22 protein-coding genes and 1 pseudogene are annotated in these 23,673 nt (G+C 73.0%); 14 read left to right on the forward strand and 9 right to left on the reverse strand.

Translation table 11 applies throughout. The features are described 5' to 3' along the window. Together ACXET9_RS05455 and dusB are read right to left on the reverse strand one after the other, a co-directional pair. Entirely contained in the window at positions 1–1,362 is a 1,362-nt protein-coding gene (locus ACXET9_RS05455) for a deoxyguanosinetriphosphate triphosphohydrolase (RefSeq protein WP_457885486.1), read from the reverse strand. An 8-nt stretch (positions 1,363–1,370) separates the two neighbouring features. After that, entirely contained in the window at positions 1,371–2,612 is a 1,242-nt protein-coding gene (dusB, locus tag ACXET9_RS05460; protein WP_457885487.1) for a tRNA dihydrouridine synthase DusB, read from the reverse strand. A 392-nt stretch (positions 2,613–3,004) separates the two neighbouring features. Between dusB and ACXET9_RS05465 the strand changes: the two genes are divergently transcribed. The 8 genes and pseudogenes from ACXET9_RS05465 (at position 3,005) to ACXET9_RS05500 (ending at position 10,823) form a co-directional block, all read left to right on the forward strand. Next, positions 3,005–4,009: an LLM class flavin-dependent oxidoreductase gene (locus ACXET9_RS05465; protein ID WP_457885488.1), complete on the forward strand. Its 1,005-nt coding sequence runs from the start codon at positions 3,005–3,007 to the stop codon at positions 4,007–4,009. A gap of 38 nt (positions 4,010–4,047) precedes the next feature. Next, positions 4,048–4,185 (forward strand): annotated as a pseudogene (locus tag ACXET9_RS05470) (ROK family transcriptional regulator); the annotation flags it as partial. Between the two features lie 54 nt (positions 4,186–4,239). Beyond that, on the forward strand, positions 4,240–5,151 hold the full coding sequence (locus ACXET9_RS05475) for an ROK family protein (protein WP_457885868.1): 912 nt from the start codon (positions 4,240–4,242) through the stop codon (positions 5,149–5,151). Between the two features lie 247 nt (positions 5,152–5,398). After that, the gene (locus ACXET9_RS05480) at positions 5,399–7,429 is read left to right on the forward strand and encodes a beta-galactosidase (RefSeq protein ID WP_457885489.1); all 2,031 of its coding nucleotides are present in this window, start codon (positions 5,399–5,401) and stop codon (positions 7,427–7,429) included. 255 nt (positions 7,430–7,684) lie between these two features. Continuing rightward, positions 7,685–8,776 (forward strand): sensor histidine kinase, encoded by a 1,092-nt coding sequence (locus tag ACXET9_RS05485; protein ID WP_457885490.1) that lies wholly within the window; start codon positions 7,685–7,687, stop codon positions 8,774–8,776. Further along, complete coding sequence (locus tag ACXET9_RS05490) at positions 8,776–9,474, forward strand: response regulator (RefSeq protein WP_457885491.1); 699 nt, start codon at positions 8,776–8,778, stop codon at positions 9,472–9,474. The genes ACXET9_RS05485 and ACXET9_RS05490 overlap by 1 nt, the downstream gene beginning before the upstream one ends. A 113-nt stretch (positions 9,475–9,587) precedes the next feature. Further along, positions 9,588–10,088 (forward strand): hypothetical protein, encoded by a 501-nt coding sequence (locus tag ACXET9_RS05495; protein ID WP_457885492.1) that lies wholly within the window; start codon positions 9,588–9,590, stop codon positions 10,086–10,088. Positions 10,089–10,115: 27 nt separating this feature from the next. Then, complete coding sequence (locus tag ACXET9_RS05500; protein ID WP_457885493.1) at positions 10,116–10,823, forward strand: YceI family protein; 708 nt, start codon at positions 10,116–10,118, stop codon at positions 10,821–10,823. 135 nt (positions 10,824–10,958) lie between these two features. Here ACXET9_RS05500 and ACXET9_RS05505 read toward each other — a convergent pair whose 3' ends face one another. Next, a complete protein-coding gene (locus tag ACXET9_RS05505; protein ID WP_457885494.1) occupies positions 10,959–12,350 on the reverse strand; it encodes a glycine--tRNA ligase in 1,392 nt (463 codons plus the stop codon). Positions 12,351–12,485: 135 nt separating this feature from the next. Between ACXET9_RS05505 and ACXET9_RS05510 the strand changes: the two genes are divergently transcribed. From ACXET9_RS05510 to ACXET9_RS05530, 5 genes are all read left to right on the forward strand, one after another. Further along, a complete protein-coding gene (locus ACXET9_RS05510; RefSeq protein ID WP_457885495.1) occupies positions 12,486–13,475 on the forward strand; it encodes a metal ABC transporter substrate-binding protein in 990 nt (329 codons plus the stop codon). Then, positions 13,472–14,344 (forward strand): metal ABC transporter ATP-binding protein, encoded by an 873-nt coding sequence (locus ACXET9_RS05515; protein ID WP_457885496.1) that lies wholly within the window; start codon positions 13,472–13,474, stop codon positions 14,342–14,344. Before ACXET9_RS05510 ends, ACXET9_RS05515 begins: the two co-directional genes overlap by 4 nt. Then, entirely contained in the window at positions 14,341–15,249 is a 909-nt protein-coding gene (locus ACXET9_RS05520) for a metal ABC transporter permease (protein ID WP_457885497.1), read from the forward strand. Before ACXET9_RS05515 ends, ACXET9_RS05520 begins: the two co-directional genes overlap by 4 nt. A 125-nt stretch (positions 15,250–15,374) precedes the next feature. Further along, positions 15,375–15,761, forward strand: coding sequence for a Fur family transcriptional regulator (locus ACXET9_RS05525; protein WP_457885498.1), 387 nt, complete (start codon positions 15,375–15,377; stop codon positions 15,759–15,761). Then, positions 15,758–16,402 carry a DedA family protein gene (locus ACXET9_RS05530; RefSeq protein WP_457885499.1) on the forward strand — a complete coding sequence of 215 codons (645 nt, stop codon included), beginning with the start codon at positions 15,758–15,760 and terminating at the stop codon, positions 16,400–16,402. Before ACXET9_RS05525 ends, ACXET9_RS05530 begins: the two co-directional genes overlap by 4 nt. Before the next feature lie 10 nt (positions 16,403–16,412). On the opposite strand, the gene ACXET9_RS05535 is transcribed toward ACXET9_RS05530, so the two are convergent. The 4 genes from ACXET9_RS05535 to ACXET9_RS05550 all read right to left on the reverse strand — a co-directional run bounded on the left by ACXET9_RS05535 (position 16,413) and on the right by ACXET9_RS05550 (position 19,897). After that, on the reverse strand, positions 16,413–17,213 hold the full coding sequence (locus tag ACXET9_RS05535) for an isoprenyl transferase (RefSeq protein ID WP_457885500.1): 801 nt from the start codon (positions 17,211–17,213) through the stop codon (positions 16,413–16,415). A 94-nt stretch (positions 17,214–17,307) separates the two neighbouring features. Then, positions 17,308–18,042 carry a DNA repair protein RecO gene (recO, locus tag ACXET9_RS05540; protein ID WP_457885501.1) on the reverse strand — a complete coding sequence of 245 codons (735 nt, stop codon included), beginning with the start codon at positions 18,040–18,042 and terminating at the stop codon, positions 17,308–17,310. A 12-nt stretch (positions 18,043–18,054) separates the two neighbouring features. Next, positions 18,055–18,882 (reverse strand): methyltransferase domain-containing protein, encoded by an 828-nt coding sequence (locus ACXET9_RS05545; RefSeq protein ID WP_457885502.1) that lies wholly within the window; start codon positions 18,880–18,882, stop codon positions 18,055–18,057. An 88-nt stretch (positions 18,883–18,970) separates the two neighbouring features. Next, positions 18,971–19,897: a LysR substrate-binding domain-containing protein gene (locus ACXET9_RS05550; RefSeq protein WP_457885503.1), complete on the reverse strand. Its 927-nt coding sequence runs from the start codon at positions 19,895–19,897 to the stop codon at positions 18,971–18,973. A 219-nt stretch (positions 19,898–20,116) separates the two neighbouring features. Between ACXET9_RS05550 and ACXET9_RS05555 the strand changes: the two genes are divergently transcribed. Next, entirely contained in the window at positions 20,117–21,256 is a 1,140-nt protein-coding gene (locus ACXET9_RS05555) for an EamA family transporter (RefSeq protein ID WP_457885504.1), read from the forward strand. A 69-nt stretch (positions 21,257–21,325) separates the two neighbouring features. On the opposite strand, the gene leuA is transcribed toward ACXET9_RS05555, so the two are convergent. After that, entirely contained in the window at positions 21,326–23,035 is a 1,710-nt protein-coding gene (gene leuA, locus ACXET9_RS05560; RefSeq protein ID WP_457885869.1) for a 2-isopropylmalate synthase, read from the reverse strand. Between the two features lie 295 nt (positions 23,036–23,330). After that, entirely contained in the window at positions 23,331–23,672 is a 342-nt protein-coding gene (locus tag ACXET9_RS05565) for a hypothetical protein (RefSeq protein WP_457885505.1), read from the reverse strand. Between the last annotated feature and the right edge of the window lies 1 nt (position 23,673).

A 23,673-nucleotide genomic window follows, 5' to 3' on the forward strand; every position in this document is an offset into this window, starting at 1 on the left:
TCACAGCTCCGATCCGAGGCCGGGCAGCGGGGTGTCCGCCGCGGTGACGTGGGCGGTGCCGCCCTGGAAGAGCATCTCGTGCAGGCGTCGGGCGGTGACGTCGGTGAACGAGGCGATCTGGTCGACGACGACGCGGCGCCGCGCGTCGTCGTCCGCGGCGTCCTCCCACAGCTCGGCGAACAGCGGGCTCAGATGCGTGGTGCCCGTGTTCCACAGCTGCGCGTAGAGATCGCGGATGATCTCCTCCTGCTGCTCGTAGACGGGCTGCTGGGAGGCGGAGGACATGACGTATGCGGCGGCGAGGCCCTTGAGCACGGCGATCTCCAGCCGCGTCCCCTCGGGGACCACCGCGTCGCCGCTGTAGCGCGAGAGCGGCGCCTCGCCGTGGGCGCTCCGCGTGGCCCACACGACGGAGCGGGTGAAGCGGCCGATGAGCTGGCTGGTGAGGTCCTTCAGCGCCGCCGCCGAGCGCATCGTGCCGGTGAACTCGCGCAGCCAGTACGTCTCGGCCTCGAGCCGGCGCAGGGCTTCGTCGAGCGCCTCGATGCTCTCCCCCGGCATGTACCAGTCCTGGACGACGAACAGCGCCGCGTCCCGCTCCATCGGGTCCGCGAGCCGTCCCAGGTCCAGGGTGCCGCCCATGATGGCGTCCTCGACGTCGTGCACCGAATAGGCGATGTCGTCGGAGAGGTCCATGACCTGGGCCTCGAAGCACTTGCGACCCGGGATGGAGCCCTCGCGGGCCCAGCGGTACACGTCGAGGTCGTCGGCGTAGGCGCCGAACTTCGGCGAGTCGGGATCAGGGCCCTCGCCGCGGGCCCACGGGTACTTGATCGCGGCGTCGACAGCGGCCCGGGTCAGGTTCAGGCCGTACGGACGGTCCCCGCCGATCACCTTGGGCTCGAGCCGGGTGAGCAGGCGCAGGGTCTGCGCATTGCCCTCGAAGCCGCCGAAGGAGGAGGCGATGTCGTCGAGCACCTTCTCGCCGTTGTGGCCGAAGGGCGGATGGCCGAGGTCATGCGAGAGGCAGGCCGCGTCGACGACATCGGGATCGCAGCCCAGCTCGAGGCCGATGTCGCGGCCCACCTGCGCGACCTCGAGGGAATGCGTGAGGCGGGTGCGGACGAAGTCGTTCGCCCCGGCGCCCAGCACCTGGGTCTTGGCGCCGAGGCGGCGCAGCGCCGAGGAGTGCAGGACGCGCGCCCGGTCGCGCTGGAAGGGCGTGCGGGACTGCGACTTCGGGGGCTCGGGGGCCCAGCGCTCTAGATCCTCCGGCCGATAGCCGGTCGGAGGCAGCGTGCCGTCCTCCCCGGCGAGCGCGGCGGCGCGGTCGGTCGGGGCGAGGGGGAAGGTGTCGGTCATGGGGTCGCTCAGCCTCCGGAGGTGTCGAGCTCGGCCTCGTGGAGTCGGGCGCGGTGCTCGTCGGAGAGCTCGCGGGAGTCCATCCAGCCTTCGGGGCAGACGGCGTTCTTGGGGGTGCCGGAGCGGCCGCGGGGGCCTTCGACGGCGGCGCCGGGGTAGGGGATGTCGGGGTCGAGGTCGGAGAGCTTGGCGTCGAGGTCGGCGAGGGATTCCATGGTGGCGAGGCGGTGGCGCAGCTCGCCGCCGACGGGGTATCCCTTGAAGTACCAGGCGACGTGCTTGCGGAGGTCGCGGAGGGCTCGTCCTTCGTCGTCGTAGAACTCGATGAGGAGTTCGGCGTGGCGGCGGAGGATGCGGGCGACGTCGCCGAGGGAGGGCTGGACGCGGGCGGGCCTGCCGGCGAAGCCGGCGGCGAGGTCGGCGAAGAGCCAGGGGCGGCCTTGGCAGCCGCGGCCGACGACGACGCCGTCGCAGCCGGTCTCGTCCATCATGCGCAGGGCGTCCTCGGCGGACCAGATGTCGCCGTTGCCGAGGACGGGGATGTCGGTGACGAGCTGCTTGAGCTCGGCGATGGCGTCCCAGCGGGCCTGGCCGGAGTAGTGCTGCTGGACGGTGCGGCCGTGGAGGGCGATGGCGGCGGCGCCGACCTCCTGGGCGATGAGCCCGGCGTCGCGGAAGGTCTGGTGGTCGTCGTCGATGCCGATGCGGGTCTTGACGGTGACGGGGCGGCCGTCGGCGGCCTCGACGGCGGCGGAGACGATGCGGGTGAAGAGCTCGGTCTTCCAGGGGAGGATGCCGCCGCCTCCGCGCCGGGTGACCTTGGGGACGGGGCAGCCGAAGTTGAGGTCGATGTGGTCGGCGCGGTCGCGCTGGACGAGCATCTCGACGGCGCGGCGGACGGTGGCGGGGTCGACGCCGTAGAGCTGGACGGAGCGGGGGGTCTCGCGCTCTCCCATGGTGACCAGGCGCCAGGACTCGCGGTGGTCCTCGACGAGGGCGCGGGTGGTGACCATCTCGGAGACGTAGAGGCCGCCGTCGTCGTCGCTGTGGAGGGCGCCGAACTCTCGGCAGAGCAGGCGGAAGGCCATGTTGGTGATGCCTGCCATGGGGGCGAGGACGACGGGGGTGTCGACGGTGTGGGGCCCGATGGTGAGGGGTCGCCGGATGGGCGCGGCGGGGCGGTCGGCGTCGGTGCGGGGGTGCGGGCCGGCCGGGGCGGGGTGCTGCTGGTCGCTGTGGAGGAGGGTCATCGTCTCTCGATCATCCCATCCCGGCGGGCGTCGGACGAGGCCGGAGGGCCGTGATGTGGGTCCAGCGGGGTGGGGACGGGGTGGGGAGGAGTGGTCGGGGTGCGGGTCGGGGTCGGGACGATGGTGGTCGCCGCGGGGGTGTCGGCGCTGGCAGACTGGGATGATCCAGGGAAGCCCCGACGGCGAGCTGCTCCCGCGCTCGCTGCGTCGTCCTCAGTCTCAGGAGCATGGTCATGGCCTCGTCGCCCGTCGTCCCGTCCGCGTCGTCCGCGTCGTCCGCGGCTTCCTCCCCCGCGGCGTCCCCCTCCTCTGCCGCGTCTCCTGCGGCTGCCGGGTCCTCGTCGCGGGCGCTGCCGCGGATCGGGGCGGTCGCGCAGGTCGATCACACGGGGGTGGAGGCCGTGGCGGGCGGTGGGGTGCGCAGCGCGGGCCTGGTGGCCGGTCGGGAGGTGCTGGCGCGGGCGGAGGAGCTGGGGTACGACGTGGCGTATGTGCGCTCGCGGCATCTGCAGGATGCGCTGTCCTCGCCGCTGATGTTCCTGGCGGCCCTGGGTCAGCATCTGCGGCGGATCGAGCTGGGGACGGCGGTGATCCCGCTGCGGTTCGAGAATGCGGCGCGGCTGGCGGAGGATCTGGCGACGGCGGATCTGCTGCTGGGCGGTCGGCTGCGGCCGGGGGTGGCGCCGGGGTATTCGGCGAAGGACGCGATCTATGCGGGGGCGTTCGGTGCGCTCGCGGGGGATGCGGGGGTGCACAGCGAGCGGGTGCTGCATGAGCTGTGCCGTCTGCTGGACGGGGAGATCGTGGCGCGGGCGGATGGGCGCATCGAGGGGGTGGATGCGGGGACGCCGCTGCGGGTGCGGCCGCAGTCCCCGGGGCTGCGCTCGCGTCTGTCGTACGGGGCGGCGGGGGCGGAGCGGGCGGCGCTGTCGGGGTCGCTGGGGCTGGGGCTGCAGCTGGCGACGATGGTGCCCGATGACGGGTCGGGGCGGTCGTTCGAGCTGCTGCAGCGGGAGGTGCTGGAGGCGTATCGGGAGGCAAGCCGCGCGGCCGGCCATGGGGAGGGGCATGTGATGGTGTCGCGGCAGGCGATCCCGGTGCGGAGCGAGGAGGATCTGGAGCGGTACGTGTCGCTGATCCCGCGGGAGCGGTCGGCGGCGCCGGGGACGACCGGCGAGTTCCGCGGGCAGGAGATCGGCGGGCGCGGGGCGGTGTTCGGTCAGGCGGTGATCGATGATCCGGGGACGGTGGCGCGGGCGCTGCTGGCGGATCCGGTGGTGCGGGAGGCCGATGAGCTGGTGCTGGTGCTGCCGTTCGGGGCGGGCGTCGAGGAGCAGTGCGGGGTGCTCGAGGTGTTCGCGCAGGATGTCGTCCCGCATCTGGCCGTCGCCCTGTGAGCGCGGCGGAGGCGGCCGGCTCGGCGTGGAGCTGGCCGGTGCTGCGCGACGCGCAGCGGACGATCCTGCTGGATCTGCTGGTGCACGGGCGTCGGTCGCGGGCGGATCTGGGGCGGCGCTCGGGGCTGTCGCGGGCGAGTCTGAGCCGTCTGGCGCGGGAGCTGACGGAGCTGGGGTTCGTGCGGGAGATCGGTGCGGTCCCGGACGGGGCGCGGGGTCGTCCCTCGGAGATGATCGAGATCGTGCCGGGCGGGGCGTCGTTCCTGGGGTTCAAGCTGACGGGCGATGCGCTGTACGCGGCGGTGATCGATCTGGCGGGCGAGGTGGTGCGGGTGGCGTCGGGGGAGCTGTCCGACACCTCCCCCGAGGCGGTGATCGAGCAGATCGCGCGGGCGACGGCGGCGCTGCGGGGGCGGCATCCGCGGCTCTCGGCGGTCGGCGTGTGCCTGGCGGGCGATGTCCGTCATGATCCGTCGCTGGGCGCGGTGGTGACGGATTCGGCGTTCCTGGGCTGGGATGAGACGCCGCTGCAGCGTCCGCTGGCGGAGGCGACGGGTCTGCCGGTGGCGATCAGCAACGATGTGCAGGCGCTGACGATGGGTCATCACTGGTTCGGGGCGGGGCGCGGGACCTCGTCCCTGGCGGTGCTGGGGCTGGGCGCCGGGATCGGCTGCGGTCTCGTGCTCGAGGGCGGTCGGGTGGACGGGGCGAACGGGCATCCGGGCAAGGTGGGGCATCTGCCGGTGGGCCTGGACGATGCGCGCTGCGATCACGGGCATGCGGGATGCGTGTCGGCGTATGTGACGATCCCGGCGATCCTGCGGCGGCTGGGGGCGGAGGACTTCGAGGCGGTGCTGGCGGCGCATGCGGAGCAGGATCCGGAGGCGGTCGCGGCGCTGCGGCGGGCGGCGGTGGCGCTCGGGGCGGTGGTCGCGACGATCACGAACCTGGTCGATCCGGAGCGGGTGGTGGTCACCGGGGAGGCCCTCGCGGTCGCGCGACTGCATCCGGACGTGCTGGAGGGGGCGGTCCGGGAGCGTCTGGATCCGTCGTCGGTCGCTCCGGAGATCGTGTGCCCGGACTTCGCGTTCACGGACTATGCGCGGGGGGCGGCGGTCACGGCGCTGCATGCTCTGGTCTGATCGGGCTGGAGGCGCAGGCGCGGGAGCAGACGCAGGAGTTGACACTTTGTTTCCGTCGGACACAAAATGGTCGGGTCGCCGGTCGGGCTCGAGAACGCTTTCGGGCTGGCGGTCCGACGACGCAGACGCAGGAGACGGACCCGCGGACCGGCTCGACGACGACCCCGCACCGTCCTCCTGCGACCGAGCATCTCCCCACCGGCCCTCCCCTGCCGCACGACCGCCCACCACCCTCCGAGGAGCACCGATGACCCCTCAGCCCTTCGCCCCGCCGCAGCTGCTGTTCGGCGGCGACTACAACCCCGAGCAGTGGCCCCGCGAGGTGTGGGCCGAGGACGTGGAGCTCATGCGCCGCGCCCGCGTCAACACCGTCACGCTCGGCGTGTTCTCCTGGTCGAAGCTCGAGCCGACCGAGGGCGTCTACGACTTCTCCTGGCTCGACGAGGCGATCGCCCTGCTGACCGAGGCGGGCGTCGGCTTCCTGCTGTCGACGCCGACGGCCTCTCCGCCGCCGTGGTTCACCCTCGCCCACCCCGAGGCGATGCCGGTGCGCCCCGACGGCTCGGTCCTCGCCCACGGCTCCCGCGACACCTACGCGATCTCCGCCCCCGCGTACCGCGAGGCCTCCCGTCGGATCGCGCGCGCCCTCGCCGAGCACTACGGCGAGCACCCGGGCCTGCGCGGCTGGCATGTGCACAACGAGTACGGGACCCTCGACTACGGCCCCCATGCCGCCGCGGCCTTCCGCACCTGGCTCCAGGCCCGCTACGGCGACATCGACGCCCTCAACGCCGCCTGGACCACCGCCTTCTGGTCCCAGCGGTACAACGGCTTCGAGGAGGTCCTCCCGCCGCGGGACACCCAGTACCTCCACAACCCGGCCCATGCGGTCGACTTCCGCCGCTTCTGCTCCGACGAGATGCTCGCGGCGATGGCCGAGCAGCGCGACGAGATCCGCGCCAACGGCTCCCGGGCGCCCATCACCACCAACTTCATGCTGCCCACCTGGAACCACCTCGAGCAGTGGTCCTGGGCCGACGAGCTCGACGTGGTCTCGATCGACCACTACCTCGACACCCCCGGCCCCGACGGCGAGACCCACGTCGCCTACGGCTCGGACCTCACCCGCTCCTGGGCAGGCGGCCCCTGGGTGCTCATGGAGCAGAACGCCCGCGGCATCATCACCGCCGACCGCACCTACGCGAAGTCCCCCGACCGGATGATCCGCAACGCCCTCGGATACATCGCGCGCGGTGCGCAGTCGGCGCTGTTCTTCCAGTGGCGCGCCTCCGCCGGCGGCGCCGAGCAGTGGCATGGCGCGCTCGTCCCCCACGCGGGCGGCGACGACGAGCAGTTCGAGAGCGTCGTCGAGCTCGGACGCATCCTCGAGGCCGTCTCCGAGGTCACCGCTCCCCCGGCCGACGGGATCCTCAACCCCGCCGAGATCGGCATCCTCTGGCATGCCGACTCCTGGTGGACCATGGAGACCCCGACCATGCCGCACGACGGCATCACCTACCGCGACGAGGTCCGCTCGGCGCACCGCGCCTTCTGGCGGGCCGGCCTCGCCACCGACTTCGTGCGTCCCCTCGCCGACGTCTCGCGGTACTCGCTGCTGGTGGTGCCCGCCCTGATCGTCGTCACCGACGAGGTCGCGGCCTGGCTGCGCACCTATGTCGAGGCCGGCGGCCGCCTCGTGGTCACCTATCTCTCGGGCCTCGTCGACGAGCACCAGCGGGTCGGCCTCGGCGGCTACCCGGCCGCGCTGCGGGATCTGCTCGGCATCCGCGTCACCCAGCACCTGCCGCTCGCCGAGGGCGAGGCCGTCGCCCTGTCCGACGGCTCGAGTGCGACCGACTGGGTCGAGCGCGTGCAGGCGCGCGACGCCGACGTGCTGGCGACCTACGCCGACGGACCGGTCGCCGGGCTCCCGGCCGTGACGGAGGCCCGGGCGGGCTCCGGCAGCGCGCTCTACCTCTCGGCCCGTCTGGAGCAGGAGTCCCGGGACCGGCTGCTGGCCTCCCTCGCGGAAGCGACCGGCATCGCCCCCGTCGTCCCCGGGGCCGCCGAGCGCGGGGTCGAGGCCGTGCGCCGACGCTCCGCCGACGCCGACCACCTCTTCCTGCTGCATCACGGCGAGCGCCCGGTCGCGGTCACCGCGGCCGGAACCGACCTGGTCACGGGGAGCGAGGCCGACCTCGGCCTGCGCCTCGAACCGGGCGGCGTCGCCGTCCTGCGCGTAGCCCCCGGCGCCGGCGCCGAGATCGCCGAGGCCTAACCCGTCCTCTTCCGGCCCCGTGGGCCCGGCGCACTGCCGGGTCCACGGGGCACGGAATGCGGTGACCGGGCCCGACATCGCACCGGCCATGGACTCGACCTCCGCCCCATCGCGCCGCTGACGCCTCGATGCGTCCGGACGCACCGCCCCTCGCCGCCGCCTACGGGGAACTGCTGCGCACCGCCATGCTCGGCGAGGCCGAGACGGGTCCGGGGCGTGTCCGGGGTCGGGGCGGCGTGCGCCTATCCTGACGCGGTGATCTCGCTGCCCGTGCACCTCGTCGCGATCGCTCTGTGCGCGGTGTGGCTCTCCCGCGTGGATGCCTCGGTCCCGGGACTCGTCCTGGGGACGGGTGCGCTCCTGTGCTGGGCCGTGGTCCAGGTCCTTCGGGCGCGGGGTCGCAGGGGCCTCCCCGCGGAGGTCGCCGCCGGCGGCGCAATCCTCCTGGGCACTGCCGCGCTGGGGCCGACCGCGGGGGCGTCGCTGCCGGCCGCGATCGTCGCCCTGGTGGCGCTGCCCGGGAACGCCTCCGCTCCGATGCCGCGGAAGGCAGCGGTCCTGCTGCTGGGGGCGGGTGCGGCGATCGCCTCGCTCGCCCTGTCGGAGGCGACCTGGCAGGACACGGCGGCGATGCTCGGCGGGCTCGCGCTCGGCGCGACCGGCGGTGTCGCTCGGGCTCAGCGGGATATCGCGCGGGCGCGGTCCCAGCAGCTCGCCGAGCAGGAGGCGCGCGTGGCGATGGCCAGGGACCTCCATGACGTCCTCGCGCATGGTCTGGGCGGGACGGTGGTCCAGCTCGATGCGATCGAGGCGCTCCTCGAGGCCGGGCGCGTCGAGGAGGCGGGGCGCCGGGTCGCCCTGACCCGTCGGCTGGCCGTGCAGGGGCTCGGCGAGGCCCGGGCCGCGGTCGCCGCGCTGCGGGAGGTCGCGCCTCTTCCCGAGCGGCTCGCGACGGTCCTCGCGCAGGTGCGCGCTCAAGGTGCGCAGGTCGATGCGGAGATCCTGCTGGATGCCGAGGAGCCGGTGTCCGATGAGGCGGCGCTCGCGCTGGTGCGTCTCGTGCAGGAAGGCTGCGCGAACGCGCGCCAGCATGCCCCCGGTGCACCGATCGCTCTGCGCATCGGCCGACGGGGAGGGACCCTGACGGCGCGGCTCGCCACGGCCCTTCCCGCGGACCCGCCGGCCGATGAGCGCATCGGCCCGCGCGGGAACGGGCTGCCGGGGCTGCGGGAGAGGTTCGCACGGCTGGGCGGGCGCGTGCGGGCGGGGCGGCGCGGGGACGAGTTCGTACTGGAGGCGATGCTGCCGGCGGTGCCCGCGCCGAGGCTCGAGGAGGAGGGATCGTGATGCAGGAGATCGTCCGGGTGGTGGTCGTCGATGATCAGGACATCGTGCGCGACGGGCTCGTGACCGTCCTGTCGCTGCAGGAGGGCATCGAGGTGGTGGGCGAGGCGCGCGACGGGACGGAGGCGGTGGAGCTCGTCGGCCGGCTGGATCCCGACGTGGTCCTGATGGATCTGCGCATGCCCGGCATGGGCGGGGCCGAGGCGACCGCGGCCCTCGCCGCCTCCGGGGCACGGGCCGGTGTGCTGGTGCTGACGACCTTCGCCGACGATGCGGATGTCGCCGGAGCGCTGCGGGCCGGGGCACGGGGGTACCTCACGAAGGATGCGGATCGTCGGCAGCTGGCCGATGCGGTGCGTTCCATCGCCTCGGGGCAGGCGGTCTATGCGGCGGAGGTGGCGTCGCGGCTGGTGCGAGGGCTGTCGGCGCGGCAGGCTCCCCCGCCGGCTCCGGAGCCCCCGTCCGCGTCGACGGACGCACCGTCCGGCAGGCCGCCGGGCGGGTCGGTCGGCGCGAGGTTCCCGCAGCTGACCGCACGGGAGGCGGAGGTGCTCGCGCTCGTGGCCGAGGGGCTCGGGAACCGGGAGATCGCGGCACGGCTGTTCCTGGGGGTGTCCACCGTGAAGAGCCACATCAACGCGATCTTCGCGAAGCTCGGCGTGCGCACGCGGGCACAGGCGATCGCGCTCGTGCTCAGCTGAGGTCGAGGCGGGAAGGGTCGGGTGGGTCAGGTGGAGGCTCCCCCGCCCGCCTCCACCCGGATCTCCACCCGCGGGCGGTGCCGCTCCGAGGGCGTCCGGGCGAGAGTCGGGTCATGGAAACCAGCACCGTCCTCACCGCCCTCCTCGGCATCCTCGCGATCCTCTGGATCCTGTTCCGTCAGCTGCAGCCGCGCCGGCTGCGGCAGCGACCCACCGCCCCGATCGTGCTGATCATCATCGGTCTGGCGCAGACCTCGCACCATCTCGACGCCGGCACCGTCCCGGCGATGGATCTGCTGCTCCTGCTGGCGAGCCTCGCCGTGGGCGCGGCCCTCGCGCTCTGCCGCGCGGCGCTGACCCGGCTGTGGATCGCCGCCGACGGGACGGCCATGCGTCAGGGGACCTGGGCCACGGTCGTACTGTGGATCGTGTCGATCGCCTCGCATCTGGGCATCGATGCCCTCCAGCAGGACGCGGGACTGGGCACCGCATCCCTCCTCGTCTACCTGGGCGTGATCCTGCTGGTCCAGCAGGGCATGCTGCTGGTGCGCGCGACGGGCCGCGGCATCCTCGGCGAGCGCTCAGCGGATGCACAGGCTCCCACCGGCGCATGAACAGGTTGACTCTTCTACGATCAGCGCATGAACGCATCCCGTGCCTCCCTCCTCCGCCGACCTCTCACCTGGGTGGTCGCCGGCGTCGCCGTGATCGTCCTCGCGCTGGGGGCCTTCTTCATCGGCACCCGGATCTACGCGGCCCAGCAGAACGCGTCGGCCGCGGAGGCGTACACGGCGTCCACGACGTCCGCGGCCGAGGCGAGCGCCGGCGACATCGCCGGGAGCTGGAGCATCGCCGACGGCTCGGAGGCCGGGTACCGGGTGGAGGAGGTCCTCAACGGGCAGGACGTCACCGTCGTCGGCCGCACCGAGGACACCAGCGGCAGCATCACGATCGACGGCACGACGCTGACCCAGGGCGAGATCACCGTCGACCTCACGACCGTCGCGACCGACGAGAACGCGCGCGACGAGTACTTCCGCAGCACCGCGGTCGACACCGGCACCTACCCGGAGGCGACCTTCGCCCTGGACGGGGACGTCGACCTCGCCGCCCTCGCGGCCGACGGCACGCAGACCGCGACCGTCGCCGGGACCCTGGAGATCAACGGGCAGACGCAGGGCGTGCAGATCGAGCTGACGCTGACGCGCACCGCCGAGGGCACCCTCGAGGTCGTCGGATCCAGCGACGTGACCTGGGCGGACTACGGTGTCGAGGCGCCGAGCCTCGGGTTCGTGACGGTCGAGGACGCGGGGCAGATCGAGTTCTCGCTCGTCCTCGAGCAGAGCTGAACCCAGCTGACCTGAGCCGACGTCCGCCGGCAGCGCGGGGCGGAGCGCGACGGCCGACGGCCCGGTCCCCTCAACGGGGACCGGGCCGTCGGCCGTCCGGACGGGCGGCGCCTGCGAGAGGCGCCGCCGGCGGGATCAGGCGCCGATCAGGCGCGCGGCGAGGTAGGACTCGACCTGGTCCAGGGCGACGCGCTCCTGCGCCATGGTGTCGCGCTCGCGGATCGTCACCGCCTGGTCCTCCTGCGTGTCGAAGTCGACGGTGATGCAGAACGGGGTGCCGATCTCGTCCTGGCGGCGGTAGCGGCGGCCGATCGCCTGCGAGACGTCCATGTCGACGTTCCAGTGCTTGCGCAGGTCGGCGGCGAGCGCCTCGGCGCGCGGGACCAGGTCCTCGCTCTTGGACAGCGGCAGCACGGCGGCCTTGACGGGCGCCAGGCGCGGGTCGAGCTTGAGGACCGTGCGGACGTCGACGCCGCCCTTGGTGTTGGGGGCCTCGTCCTCCGTGTAGGCGTCGACGAGGAAGGCCATCATCGACCGGGTCAGGCCGAAGCTCGGCTCGATGACGTACGGCGTGTAGCGCTCGTTCGCGGCCTGGTCGAAGTACTGCAGCTTCGTGCCGGATGCCTCGGTGTGGCTGCCGAGGTCGAAGTCGGTGCGGTTGGCGATGCCCATGAGCTCGCCCCACTCCGAGCCCTGGAAGCCGAAGCGGTACTCCAGGTCGATGGTGCCGGCGCTGTAGTGGGCGCGCTCGTCCTCGGGGACGTCGAAGCGACGGAGGTTGTCGGGGTCGATGCCGAGGTCCACGAACCAGTTCCAGCAGGCCTCGACCCAGGTGCGGAACTGCTCGTCGGCCTCCGCCGGCGGGGTGAAGAACTCGATCTCCATCTGCTCGAACTCGCGGGTCCGGAAGATGAAGTTGCCGGGGGTGATCTCGTTGCGGAACGCCTTGCCGACCTGGCCGATGCCGAACGGGGGCTTCATGCGCGAGGCGGTGACCACGTTGTTGAAGTTGACGAAGATGCCCTGGGCGGTCTCCGGGCGGAGGTAGTGCAGCCCGGCCTCGTTGTCGACGGCGCCGAGGTAGGTCTTCATGAGGCCCGAGAACTGCTGGGGCTCGGTGAACTCGCCGCGGGTGCCGCAGTGCGGGCACACGATCTCCGCCATACCGCCCTCGGGCGCGCGGCCCTTCTTCTCCGTGAAGGCCTCGATGAGGTGGTCCTCGCGGTAGCGGTTGTGGCACTGGCGGCACTCGACCAGGGGGTCGGTGAACGTCGCGACGTGGCCGGAGGCCTCCCACACGCGCTTGGGGAGGATGATCGAGGAGTCCAGGCCCACCATGTCCGCGCGCGACTGCACGAAGGTGCGCCACCACTGCTTCTTGATGTTCTCCTTGATCTCCACGCCGAGGGGCCCGTAGTCCCACGCGGACCGGGTGCCTCCGTAGATCTCACCGGCAGGGAACACGAAGCCGCGCTTCTTCGCGAGGGCGATGACGTTGTCCAGAGTGCTGGCGGGGGCCTTGGCCACGGGGATTCTCCTGGTGACGGGTGGTACGGAACTGCACCAGCATACCGACGACCCCCTTGTGACGGTGCCCACGAAGCGGCCTGCTCAGCGCCCGTTCGCTTGCACCGCCCCCTCCCACTGGTGAGAATGATTGTCATGTCGCTTCAGTTCTCCCCCCGCCGCCGCACCCTCCTGTCCCTCATCGGCCTCGGCGCCGGTGCCGGGCTGCTGGCCGCCTGCGACGCCTCGGACACCTCCGGATCCGACGGGATCACCGTCGTGACCACGTGCTATCCCCTCGACTTCCTCGCCTCCCGGGTCGGCGGCGATCGCGTCGCCGTCACGGACTACTCCACCCCGGGCGCCGACGCCCACGGCCTCGAGCTGTCGGTCAAGCAGACCCTCGAGATGCAGGAGGCCGACCTCGTCCTCCAGATCCCCGGCCTCCAGACCGCGGTCGACGACGCCATCTCCTCCCACGGGGACGACAATGTGCTCGATGTCTCCGACGCCATCGAGATGCTCGCCTCCTCCGGGGACGACGAGCACGATCACGCCGACGAGGACGCCGACGCCGACGCGGGCTCCTCGGACGACGGCGGCTCCGAGGACGATCACGACCACGACCTCGCCGGCACCGACCCCCACATCTGGCACGACCCGGACCGCATGGCGCAGATCGGCGACGCGATCGCCGAGCGGCTCACGGCCCTCGACCCCGACGGCGCCGACGACTACGCCGCGGGCGCCGCATCGCTGCGCACGGACCTCGAGGCCCTCTCCGCGGAGCTCGAGGAGTCCTTCGGCGCCGTCGACGGCGACCGCACCTTCATCACCAGCCACACCGCCTTCGCCTACCTCGCCGACCGCTTCGACCTCCACCAGGTCGGCATCACCGGTGTGGATCCCGAGACCGAGCCGTCCCCGCAGCGCCTCCTCCAGCTCGAGGCCATCGTCGAGGAGGAGGGCGTGACGACGATCTTCTTCGAGACCACCGCCTCCCCCAAGGTCGCCCAGACGCTCGCCGATTCCATCGGCGTCGCCTCCGAGGAGCTCGACAACCTCGAGACCCAGCTCAGCGAGGACGCCGACTACCTCCAGGTCATGCGCGAGAACGCCGCCAAGCTCGTCGCGAGCTGGTCATGAGCTCCACCGTGCGGCGCCCCGCCGCGGCCGAGGACCTCGCGCATCCCGAGACCACGCCGCAGCGGACCGCCCGACCCTCCCAGTCCGCCCGGTCCGCCTCACCGGCCTCTGCCGACGGTCCCCCGCTGATCGTCGTCGAGGACGCCCGCGTCCAGATCGGCGGGACCGAGATCCTCCACGGCGTCGACCTCTCCGTCCACCGGGGCGAGCTGGTCGCGCTGATGGGCGCCAACGGCTCCGGCAAGTCCACCCTGCTGCGCACGGTCCTCGGCATCCTGCCGCTCGCCTCGGGGACCTCCCTGCTGTTCTCCACGCCCTCGCGGCGCCTGACCGCGCACGACCGCCTCGGCTACGTCCCGCAGGACAACCCCGCCCCCGGGTCCATCCCCACCACCGCCCGCGAGACCGTCGCGACCGGCCTGCTGGGATCGCGCTCCTGGTTCCTGCGCAAGCGGGACCCGCGGATCGCCCGGGCGCTCGCAGCGGTCGGCATGAGCGACTACGCCGACCGTCCCATCACCCGCATGTCCGGCGGGCAGCGGCGCCGCGTCATGATCGCCCGCGCCCTCGTCCGCGATCCCGAGCTGCTGGTCCTCGACGAGCCCTTCGCCGGCATCGACCTCGAGACCCAGGAGCTGATCGCCGCCCTCTTCCGCGAGCTCAGCGCCCGCGGGACGACGATCCTCGTGGTCCTCCACGAGACCGGTGCGCTGGCCGGCGACATCACCCGCGCGGTCGTGCTCGACCACGGCACCGTCGCCCACGACGGCTCCCCCTCCGCCCGCCCGGCCCTGGACCCCGGTCACGACCATGTCGGGCCCGTCGACGAGATCGACGAGTGCCTCGGACAGGAGATCGACCCCGCATGACCCCCCTGGACATCCTCACCTCCGACATCCTGCGCTACCCGCTGATCATCGCCGTGCTGATCGGCCTGACCGCACCCGTCGTCGGCACCTTCCTCGTGCAGAAGCGGCTGTCGCTGCTGGGCGACGGCCTCGGCCATGTCGCCCTCACCGGCGTCGCCGTCGGCTGGCTCGTCGGCGCCTGGACCTCCGCGACCCCGTCGGACCTGCTGGCCATCCCCGGCGCCCTCGCCGCCTCCGTGATCGGCGCGCTCGCCATCGAGTACGTGCGGGAGATCGGCCACACCAGCCGCGACGTCGCGCTCGCGATCCTGTTCTACGGCGGCATCGCCGGCGGCGTCGTCATCATCAAGCTCGCCGGCGGCACCTCCCAGAACCTCATGGGCTACCTCTTCGGCTCCCTGTCCACCGTGACCCGCTCCGACCTGCTGATCACCGTCGTGCTCGCCGTGATCGTCCTCGCCGTCGGCCTCGGGCTCGGAGGCCTCCTCTCCGCCGTCACCGGCGACGAGGAGTTCGCCCTCGCCTCCGGGCTGCCCGTGCGCGCCGCGAACGTGCTGGTCGCGATCATCGCGGCCCTCACCGTGACCCTGTCGATGCGCATCGTCGGCGCCCTCATGGTGTCCGCGCTGATGATCGTCCCCGTCGCGGCGGCCCAGCAGATGGTCGTCGGCTTCGCCCGCACCATGCGCACCGCCATGGCGATCGCCGTCGTGTGCGCGCTCGCGGGCCTCCTCGTCACCGTGTACGTGGACCTCCCGCCCGGCGGCGTCATCGTCCTGCTCACGATCGCCGTCTACGTGCTGGGGATCATCGTCAAGGCCGTCCGCAGCAGCCGCCCCGCCCCCGGGGAGGCGCCCGCCGCCCCGGCCCGGACAGTCGGCGCCGGCGTCGGCGCCACCTCCTGAGCGGATCCGTCCAGCAGGCGCCCGGGACGCTCCCGGACCCGGGCACGTAGGGTGGGGCGGAGGCCACCGGAGCGGAGGAGACCGAGGTCATGGCGGAAACAGCAGGCACGGGAGACAATCGGCCCATGCAACGGAACACGCGTCAGCGCTCAGCGATCCTCGAGACTCTCGCGCAGCAGGACGAGTTCCGCAGCGCCCAGCAGATCCATGAGCAGCTGCGCGCCGACGGCGAGACCGTGGGCCTGGCGACCGTGTACCGCAACCTCCAGTCCCTCGCGAAGGACGACCGCCTCGACGTGCTGGTCTCCGACGAGGGCGAGGCCCTGTACCGCCAGTGCGAGGCCAGCGGCCACCACCACCATCTCGTCTGCCGCGAATGCGGGCGGACCGTCGAGTTCCTCGCCCCCGAGCTCGAGGCCGCGATGACCGCGATCGCCCGGCAGCACGGCTTCACCGACCTCGACCACACCCTCGAGGTCTTCGGCCTGTGCACGGAGCACGCCGCGCGATGATCGCCTGGATCCAGTCGCTGCCCATCGTCCCCGCCGTGCTGTTCTTCTACGGCGTCATCCTGATGCGCGCCGGCGGGACCTACGCCCTCGGCCGCGGCTTCCGCCGCCTCGCCACCGGCGGACAGGCCGCCGAGCGCGCCGACGACGGCACGACGGACGCCTCGCCAGGCACAGCCGACGCGACGGACGCGACGGAGGATCGGGGCCTGCGGACGCGGATCGCCGCCTTCCTGTCCTCCGACCGGATCTCCCGCGCGACCGACACCGTCAACCGCTGGGGCGCGCCCGTGGTCGCGCTGAGCTTCCTGACCGTCGGCTTCCAGACCGCCGTCAACGCGGCCGCCGGGCTCAACGCCATGCCGCTGCGCCGCTACCTCCCGGCCCTCGCCGTCGGCGGACTCGCCTGGGCGCTGATCCACGCGACCGTCGGCCTCGCGGTCGCGCTGGCCTGGGTGAAGCTGTTCCTGTTCGACCCGTGGGTCGCCGGAGCCGTCACGGTCCTCGCGATCCTCGCGATCGTGCTGCTCATCCTCCGACGCCGCACCCGAGGCCGCCCCGACGCGGCGAGCCCGGCGAGCGTGGCGAGCCCGGCGCGGCCCGCCCCGGAGACCTCTCGGCAGAGCGAGCCCGCCGCCTCCTGAGCGCTCCCGCTCAGACGCTCTGGGACGGGGCGTCGACAGCACCCCCGTAGCGTCGGTCCCGGCGCGCGTACTCGACGATCGCGCGCCACAGCACCACGCGGTCGACGTCGGGCCACAGCTCGGGGACGAACACGAGCTCCGCGTACGCCGCCTGCCACAGCAGGAAGTTCGACGTGCGCTGCTCGCCGCTGGTGCGGATGAACAGGTCCACATCCGGCATGTCCGGGTCCGTCAGATGCGTCGCGAAGGATGCCTCGGTGATGCCGCGCCCGCGGATCCGACCGGCGCGCGCGAGCTCGGCGATCTCGCGGACCGCGTCGACGATCTCCGCCCGCCCGCCATGGTTCACGCACATGTACAGCGTCATGCGCGTATTGCCCTGGGTGAGCTCCTCCGCCTCCTTGAGCTCCCGGATCACGGACCCCCACAGACGCTGCTCGCGCCCGATCCACACGATCCGCACCCCCCAGGAGTTCAGGGTGTCGCGCTGGCGCCGCAGCACCGAGCGCGAGAATCCCATGAGGAAGCGCACCTCCTCCGGCGAGCGCTTCCAGTTCTCCGTGGAGAAGGCGTACGCGGACAGGTGCGTCACGCCGACCTGCAGCGCTCCGGCGACGACGTCCAGCAGCGCCGCCTCCCCGGCCTCGTGACCGGCGGTGCGGGGCAGCCCGCGCTGGTTCGCCCAGCGGCCGTTGCCGTCCATGACGACCGCGACGTGCCCGGGGATGAGGGCGGCGGGCAGCGCGGGCGCCTGCTGGCCGCTGGGATGGTCGTAGGGCTCGAGGAAGCCGGGGGCGGGAGTGCCGGGCATGGGGTCCTCCGGGGTCGGGCGCTCGGGGCGCGGCGGCAGGGCGGTCGGGCAGGTGGGACGGATCGGATCCGACGGGCGTCGGGCGCGAGCGCCCTCAGCGTTCGACGTAGCCGAGAGAGCGCACGGAGCGCTCGAGGTGCCAGGTCACGGTGTCGGCGATGATCCGGGCCGCCTCCTGCGCAGTCGTGTCGTCGGCGGTCAGGACATTGTCCCAGTCCCCGGCGAGCAGGAAGATCATGTGCTCGATCGCACTCTGCCGCACGGCGATCGCGCCGGGGCGCCGGCAGGGGGTGCAGACGAGCCCGCCGGCACGGATGTCGAGGGCATGGTGGGGGCCGGGGGCGCCGCAGGAGGCGCAGACGCGCAGCTCGGGCGCCCAGCCGGAGAGGGCGAGGGTGCGCAGGAGGTACGAGTCCAGGACGAGCGGGGCGGGGACCGTGCGTGCGGCCATGGCGCGGAGCGCGCCGACGAGCATGAGGAAGCCGCGCGGGGACGGGTCGACGACCTCGTCGGTGAGCCGGTCCGCGGTCTCGAGCATCGCGCTGGCGGCCGTGAACCGGCCGTAGTCCTCGCAGATCGGGCCGGCGAACGCCTCGATGGTCATCACCTGGGTGACGGTGTGGAGGGAGCGGCCGGCATGCAGCTGGACGTCGACGAGGGTGAAGGGCTCCAGGCGGGCGCCGAAGCGGCTGCCGGTGCGCCGCACCCCCTTGGCGACCGCGCGGACCTTGCCGTGGCGGCGGGTGAGCAGCGTGATGATGCGGTCCGCCTCGCCGAGGGGATGGGTGCGCAGGACGATCGCGTCGTCCCGGTAGAGCTTCTGCTGCATGGTCCTCGGAGTCTACGGCCGACGGCCGACGGCGAAGACGCGGCGGAAGGGCAGGACCACGCCTCGTGGGTCCTCCGGGTAGGCCTCGCGCAGCGCGGCCTTGTAGTCGGCGACGAACCTCTCGCGCAGGGCCGGCTCGAGGGCCTGCAGCACCGGGCGGGCTCCGGTCCCGCTGATCCATGCGAAGACGGGGTCGGGCCCGGAGAGGACGTGCAGGTAGGTCGTCTCCCAGGCGTCGGCGGTGCAGCCGAGGTCCTGCAGGGCGCGGAGGTAGGTCACGGGGTCGTGCGAGGCGGGGCGGGCGACCTCGGCGGTCGCCTCCGCATAGGGCGCTCGGGCGGCGATCTCCCGCAGCAGCGTGTGGCTCGGCTCGGTGAAGTTCCCCGGGACCTGGAGGGCGATGGTGCCACCGGGGGCGAGCATCGCGACGAGGCGCTCGAGGAGGGCGAGATGTCCGGGGACCCACTGCAGGCTCGCATGGGCGAGGAGCAGGTCGACGCTCTGCGGGGACTCCCAGTCGCGCAGGTCTGCGAGCTCCGTCTCGATGCCGTCCACGGTGCGGGCGCGCTCGATCATCGCGGGGCTCGAGTCGACGGCGACGGTCCGCGCCCCGGGCCAGCGCTCGGCCAGGCGGGCGGTGAGGGTGCCGGGCCCGGCGCCGAGGTCGACGATGAGGCGGGGCTCCTCGGGGGCGACGCGCTCGATGCGGGCGAGCAGCTCGTCGAAGGGGCGCGAGCGCTCGTCGGCGAAGCGGAGGTACTGGCCGGGATCCCAGGACGGGGCCGACGGGGCCGACGGTGCGGAGTCGGGGGTGTTAGCGGAGTCGGCGGGCGTGGTCATGGTCGGGCTCCTCGGGACGGCATCGATGCGCGCATTTATCTTGACTTCAAGATATCTCAGGCGGGCGGGGTCCGCGGGGCGCGGGAGCTCACGGCGAGAGCGCGTCGATCCTCACCGCCGGGCGCTCGCGGCGCGCGGCCTCCTGCAGAGCCGCGCGGAAGGCGCGGATCGCCGGATGCGAGGAGCGGCCCGAGCGCGCGGCCGTGAAGATGCCGCGGCGCGGGTCCCCGGGCAGGCGCAGCAGATGGGTCCCGGCGAGGTGCTGGCCGGCGAGCAGCTCGGGGATGAGCGCGGCCGCGTGCCCCGAGCGCACGAGGTGCCCCTGGAGGAGCGGGTCCGCGGTCTCGAAGCGCACCCGCGGCTCGAAGCCCGCCGCCCGCAGCGTCGCTCGGGCCCAGAGGCCCGTCGGGGTGTCCTCGGGGTCGAGCGCCCAGTCCGCCTCGGCGAGATCCTCCAGGCGGCGGGGATCGGCGAGGGGACCGACGAGCGGGACCGCCAGCAGCAGCGGGTCGGTGATCAGATCCTCGTGGTCGGCGCCCTCGCGGCGCGGCTCGGGCACGCCGGGATAGTCCTCGCCGAGGATCACATCGGTCTCGCGCGCGAGCAGGGTCTCGAACGCCGGACCCACCTCCCGCTGCGCGAGGTCCACGCGAAGCTGCGGGCTCGAGACGGCGAGCAGGGTGAGCGCCTCGGGCATGATCGTCGCGAGCACCGAGGAGAACGACGCGACGCGCAGGGTCCCCTGCGTCGGACCGCGGGACTGGGCGAGGTCGGACTCGGCGGCCTCCAGCGCCTCGAGCACCCGTTCGGCATGCTCGACGAGGACGAGGGCGGCATCGGTCAGATGGAGGCGCCGGCCGACCTTCTCGACCAGCTGCGTGCCGGCCTCCTGCTCGAGACGGGCGAGCTGCTGGGAGACGGCCGAGGCCGAGTAGCGGTGCACCGCTGCGACCTCGGACACGGTCCCGAGGCGATGCAGCTCGCGCAGCAGATGCAGACGATGGACGCTGAGCACGACCCCTCCTTCCCGACGGCCTCCTCGGCCGTCCCAGGATTCCGGCATCTGCGCAGGTCGGAGCCTCCCTCCGAAGAGAGGGACGCGGCAGGGCGCCGGGCGATTCCCACGCCGGACCGCCGCATACGTCCCATCCTACCGATCATGAAGCTGAGCTTCACGGAATCCTGCTCGCACCCTCGATGGACCGGATGGTCGACGGCGGTGCACAGTGGTCCTGTGACAGCTCCCCGTTCCCTCCGCCCCTCCCTCACCCGCTCGGGCTCCCCCGCCGGGCCGGTCCTGCTCATCCTCGGCTCCTGCGTCTCGCTGCAGGTCGGCGCCGCGCTCGCGACCCGCCTGTTCCCCGAGCTCGGCTCCTGGGGGACGACGGCGCTGCGCCTCGGCCTCGCCGCGGTCGTCCTGCTGATCATCGTGCGTCCCCGCCCGCAGCGTCTCCGCCGCGAGCAGTGGCTCGCGATCCTCGCCTTCGGCGTCGTCATCGGCGGGATGAACGGCAGCTTCTACGCGGCGATCGAACGGATCCCGATCGGAACGGCCGTCGCCCTCGAGTTCCTCGGACCGCTGACGGTCTCCGCCGTGCTCTCGACCCGGCGCAGCGACATGCTGTGGGTGCTCCTGGCCCTCGCCGGCGTCAGCCTGTTCGGCCTGGAGTCGCTCCTCGGCTCCGCCCGCCTCGACCCCCTCGGCGTCCTCTTCGCGCTCGTCGCCGCGCTCTTCTGGGGCCTGTACATCCTCGCCAGCGCCCGCGTCGGCCGCCTCGTCCCCGGACAGGACGGCCTCGCGCTCGGCATGGCCATCGGCGCCCTGACGGTGCTGCCGCTCGGCGCCGGCGGCGCCGTCGTCGGCCTCACCGATCCGCGGCTGCTGGCCCTCGCCGTCGGCACCGCGGTCCTCGCCTCCGTGCTCCCGTACAGCCTGGAGATGGCGGCGCTGCGCCGCCTGCCGCGGAACGTCTTCGGGATCCTGCTGAGCCTCGAGCCCGTCATCGCGCTCCTGGCGGGGATCCTCCTGCTGTCGCAGGGCGCCTCCCTGCTCCGCGTCATCGCCGCCGTGCTCGTCGTCGGCGCCAGCGTCGGCGTCACCCTCACCGCCCGTGCCGCCGCCCCGGATGCCCCGCAGCCGGCGGACGAGGAGCCCGGATGGGAGCTGCCCGCCCCGGCGCACGCCGCGCTCACCGGCGAGATGCCGGTGATCACCGAGATGATGCTCGCCGCTGACTCCGCCGCCTCCGCCGACTCCGCCGACTCGACGGATGACGCCGCTCGCAGCGCCCGGACCGCTGGTGCCCCGGCCGCGGCCGCACCTGCCGCGGCCGCCCGCGCCGAGAGCGCGACCGAGGACCCCGGCCGCGCATGACGGCGCCGCCGCCCGGGAGCAGCTCCCGGACGGCGGCGCAGGGCGCGGAGCGCCGGTCGGCCTCGTGCCTCAGACGCGCGCGCGGAACTCCCGGTTCAGCGCCGAGACGATCGCCTCGAGGGAGGCCCGGATGATCGAGCCGTCGATGCCGACGCCCCAGAAGATGCGGTCGCCGATCTCGCACTCGACATAGGCCGCGGCGAGGGAGTCGTCGCCCTCGGTCAGCGCATGCTCGGCATAGTCGAGGATGCGCACGGGGATCTGATGCTCCCCCAGCGCCTTCACGAAGCCGTCGAGGGGGCCGTTGCCGATGCCCGTGACCTCGCGCTCGGTGCCGTCGACCACGAGCGCGACGGTGATGCGGTCGTCGCCCTCCCCCGTGGACTCCTGGTGCAGACCGTTGAACCCGAACCGGCCCCAGCGGCGCTCCACGTCGGGGGCCGGCAGGTACTCGTCGACGAAGGCGTCCCACAGCTGCTCGGGCGAGACCTCGCCGCCCTCGGAGTCCGTGCGCTGCTGCACGATCCCCGAGAACTCGATCTGCAGGCGACGCGGCAGATCCAGCCCGTGCTCGGTGCGCAGCAGGTAGGCCATGCCGCCCTTGCCGGACTGCGAGTTCACGCGGATCACGGCCTCGTAGGAGCGGCCCAGGTCCTTGGGGTCGACCGGCAGGTACGGCACCCGCCACTCGGCATCCGCGAGGGCGATGCCGGACTTCTCGGCATCCGCCTCCATGCGCTCCAGGCCCTTCTTGATGGCGTCCTGGTGGGAGCCCGAGAAGGCCGTGAACACGAGGTCGCCGCCATAGGGGCTGCGCTCGGGCACCGGCATCTGGTTGCAGTGCTCGACGGTGCGACGGACCTCGTCGAGGTCGCTGAAGTCGATCTGCGGATCGATGCCCTGGCTGAACAGGTTCAGCCCCAGCGTCACCAGGTCGACGTTGCCGGTGCGCTCCCCGTTGCCGAAGAGGCATCCCTCGATGCGGTCGGCACCGGCCAGGTAGCCCAGCTCGGCGGCGGCGACACCGGTGCCGCGATCGTTGTGCGGGTGCAGCGACAGCACGATCGCCTCGCGGCGATCGAGGTTCCGGTGCATCCACTCCACGGCGTCCGCGTAGACGTTCGGGGTCGCCATCTCCACCGTCGCCGGCAGGTTGATGATCATCTTCGCCTCGGGCGTCGGCTTCATGACGTCGATGACGGCGTTGCACACGCGCAGCGCGTACTCGAGCTCGGTGCCGGTGAAGGACTCCGGGGAGTACTCGTAGGTGATCGCGGTGCCCGGGACGGTCTCCTCGTACTTCTTGCACAGCAGGGCGCCCTGCACGGCGATGTCCAGCACCGCATCCTCGTCGGCGCGGAAGACGACGTCGCGCTGCACGATCGAGGTCGAGTTGTACAGGTGCACGACGGCGCGGGCGGCGCCCGAGATCGCCTCGTAGGTGCGCTCGATCAGATGCTCGCGAGACTGCGTGAGCACCTGGATCGTGACGTCCTCGGGGATGCGATCCTCCTCGATGAGGGTGCGCACGAAGTCGAAGTCCGTCGTGGAGGCCGAGGGGAACCCGACCTCGATCTCCTTGTATCCCATCTGCACGAGCAGCTCGAACATGCGCAGCTTGCGCTCGGAGTTCATGGGGTCGATCAGGGCCTGGTTGCCGTCGCGCAGGTCGACCGCGCACCAGCGCGGCGCACGGGTCGCACGGCGGGTGGGCCAGGTGCGGTCCGGCAGCTCCACGGCGATCTGCTCGTGGAACGGGCGATAGCGGTGGATCGGCATGCCGGAGGGCTGCTGCGGGGCGTCGCCCAGGGGGCCGACGACGGGGATCGAGGGATCCGCGACCGCAGGGATGGTGGTGGAGTCGTTCATCAGGGGTCCTTCGCGAGGGATGTGCCGGATGCCGGGCAGAGCGTCAGCCGCGGCGGGGTCCCGGCGATCAGGTCCCGTCGCGGCGGATAAGCAGGAGGTTCGATCCACTCACGTCCGCCACGGTAGCACCGACCTCGCCCCTGCCCGTGTCCCGACGCGATCCGAGACGGACCGAGGACCTGCGGAAGGAGCGCACGGGCCCGCCTCAGCCCAGGGACAGCAGCGCGAGCAGCGCGCCGCCGCCGATCAGCACGAGGATCAGGGCGAGCGCGAGCACCGCCCCGCGCCGGCCGGGCGGCGCGGCGAGCGCGAGCGCGACCGCGCCGGCGACGCCGACGGGGAGCGAGAGGAGGGTGGCGCCGATCGCGGCGAAGCCGTGGGGGTCCGATGCCCCGGATCCCAGGATCGAGCTCGCGACCATCGCCGCGAGCAGCAGCCAGAGGAGCGCCGCCCCGCCGGCGAGGACCGCACCGAGGATCCTCACCACGAGGCCCGACGGGGAGCGCGACGCCTCCGCGCCCCCGCCGGGCGGATTCGGGACGGCCATG

The sequence above is a fragment of the Brachybacterium netajii (SeqCode) genome, from assembly GCF_054114245.1.

Coding starts and splice junctions, on each gene's coding strand:
- ACXET9_RS05545 (WP_457885502.1), bottom strand. CDS start 18,882: ATGACCACGCCCGCCGACTCCGCTAACACCCCCGACTCCGCACCGTCG.
- leuA (WP_457885869.1), bottom strand. CDS start 23,035: ATGCCGATCCACCGCTATCGCCCGTTCCACGAGCAGATCGCCGTGGAG.
- ACXET9_RS05525 (WP_457885498.1), top strand. CDS start 15,375: ATGCAACGGAACACGCGTCAGCGCTCAGCGATCCTCGAGACTCTCGCG.
- ACXET9_RS05565 (WP_457885505.1), bottom strand. CDS start 23,672: ATGGCCGTCCCGAATCCGCCCGGCGGGGGCGCGGAGGCGTCGCGCTCC.
- ACXET9_RS05455 (WP_457885486.1), bottom strand. CDS start 1,362: ATGACCGACACCTTCCCCCTCGCCCCGACCGACCGCGCCGCCGCGCTC.
- ACXET9_RS05535 (WP_457885500.1), bottom strand. CDS start 17,213: ATGCCCGGCACTCCCGCCCCCGGCTTCCTCGAGCCCTACGACCATCCC.
- dusB (WP_457885487.1), bottom strand. CDS start 2,612: ATGACCCTCCTCCACAGCGACCAGCAGCACCCCGCCCCGGCCGGCCCG.
- recO (WP_457885501.1), bottom strand. CDS start 18,042: ATGCAGCAGAAGCTCTACCGGGACGACGCGATCGTCCTGCGCACCCAT.
- ACXET9_RS05530 (WP_457885499.1), top strand. CDS start 15,758: ATGATCGCCTGGATCCAGTCGCTGCCCATCGTCCCCGCCGTGCTGTTC.
- ACXET9_RS05500 (WP_457885493.1), top strand. CDS start 10,116: ATGAACGCATCCCGTGCCTCCCTCCTCCGCCGACCTCTCACCTGGGTG.
- ACXET9_RS05480 (WP_457885489.1), top strand. CDS start 5,399: ATGACCCCTCAGCCCTTCGCCCCGCCGCAGCTGCTGTTCGGCGGCGAC.
- ACXET9_RS05520 (WP_457885497.1), top strand. CDS start 14,341: ATGACCCCCCTGGACATCCTCACCTCCGACATCCTGCGCTACCCGCTG.
- ACXET9_RS05495 (WP_457885492.1), top strand. CDS start 9,588: ATGGAAACCAGCACCGTCCTCACCGCCCTCCTCGGCATCCTCGCGATC.
- ACXET9_RS05475 (WP_457885868.1), top strand. CDS start 4,240: ATGATCGAGATCGTGCCGGGCGGGGCGTCGTTCCTGGGGTTCAAGCTG.
- ACXET9_RS05510 (WP_457885495.1), top strand. CDS start 12,486: ATGTCGCTTCAGTTCTCCCCCCGCCGCCGCACCCTCCTGTCCCTCATC.
- ACXET9_RS05490 (WP_457885491.1), top strand. CDS start 8,776: ATGCAGGAGATCGTCCGGGTGGTGGTCGTCGATGATCAGGACATCGTG.
- ACXET9_RS05515 (WP_457885496.1), top strand. CDS start 13,472: ATGAGCTCCACCGTGCGGCGCCCCGCCGCGGCCGAGGACCTCGCGCAT.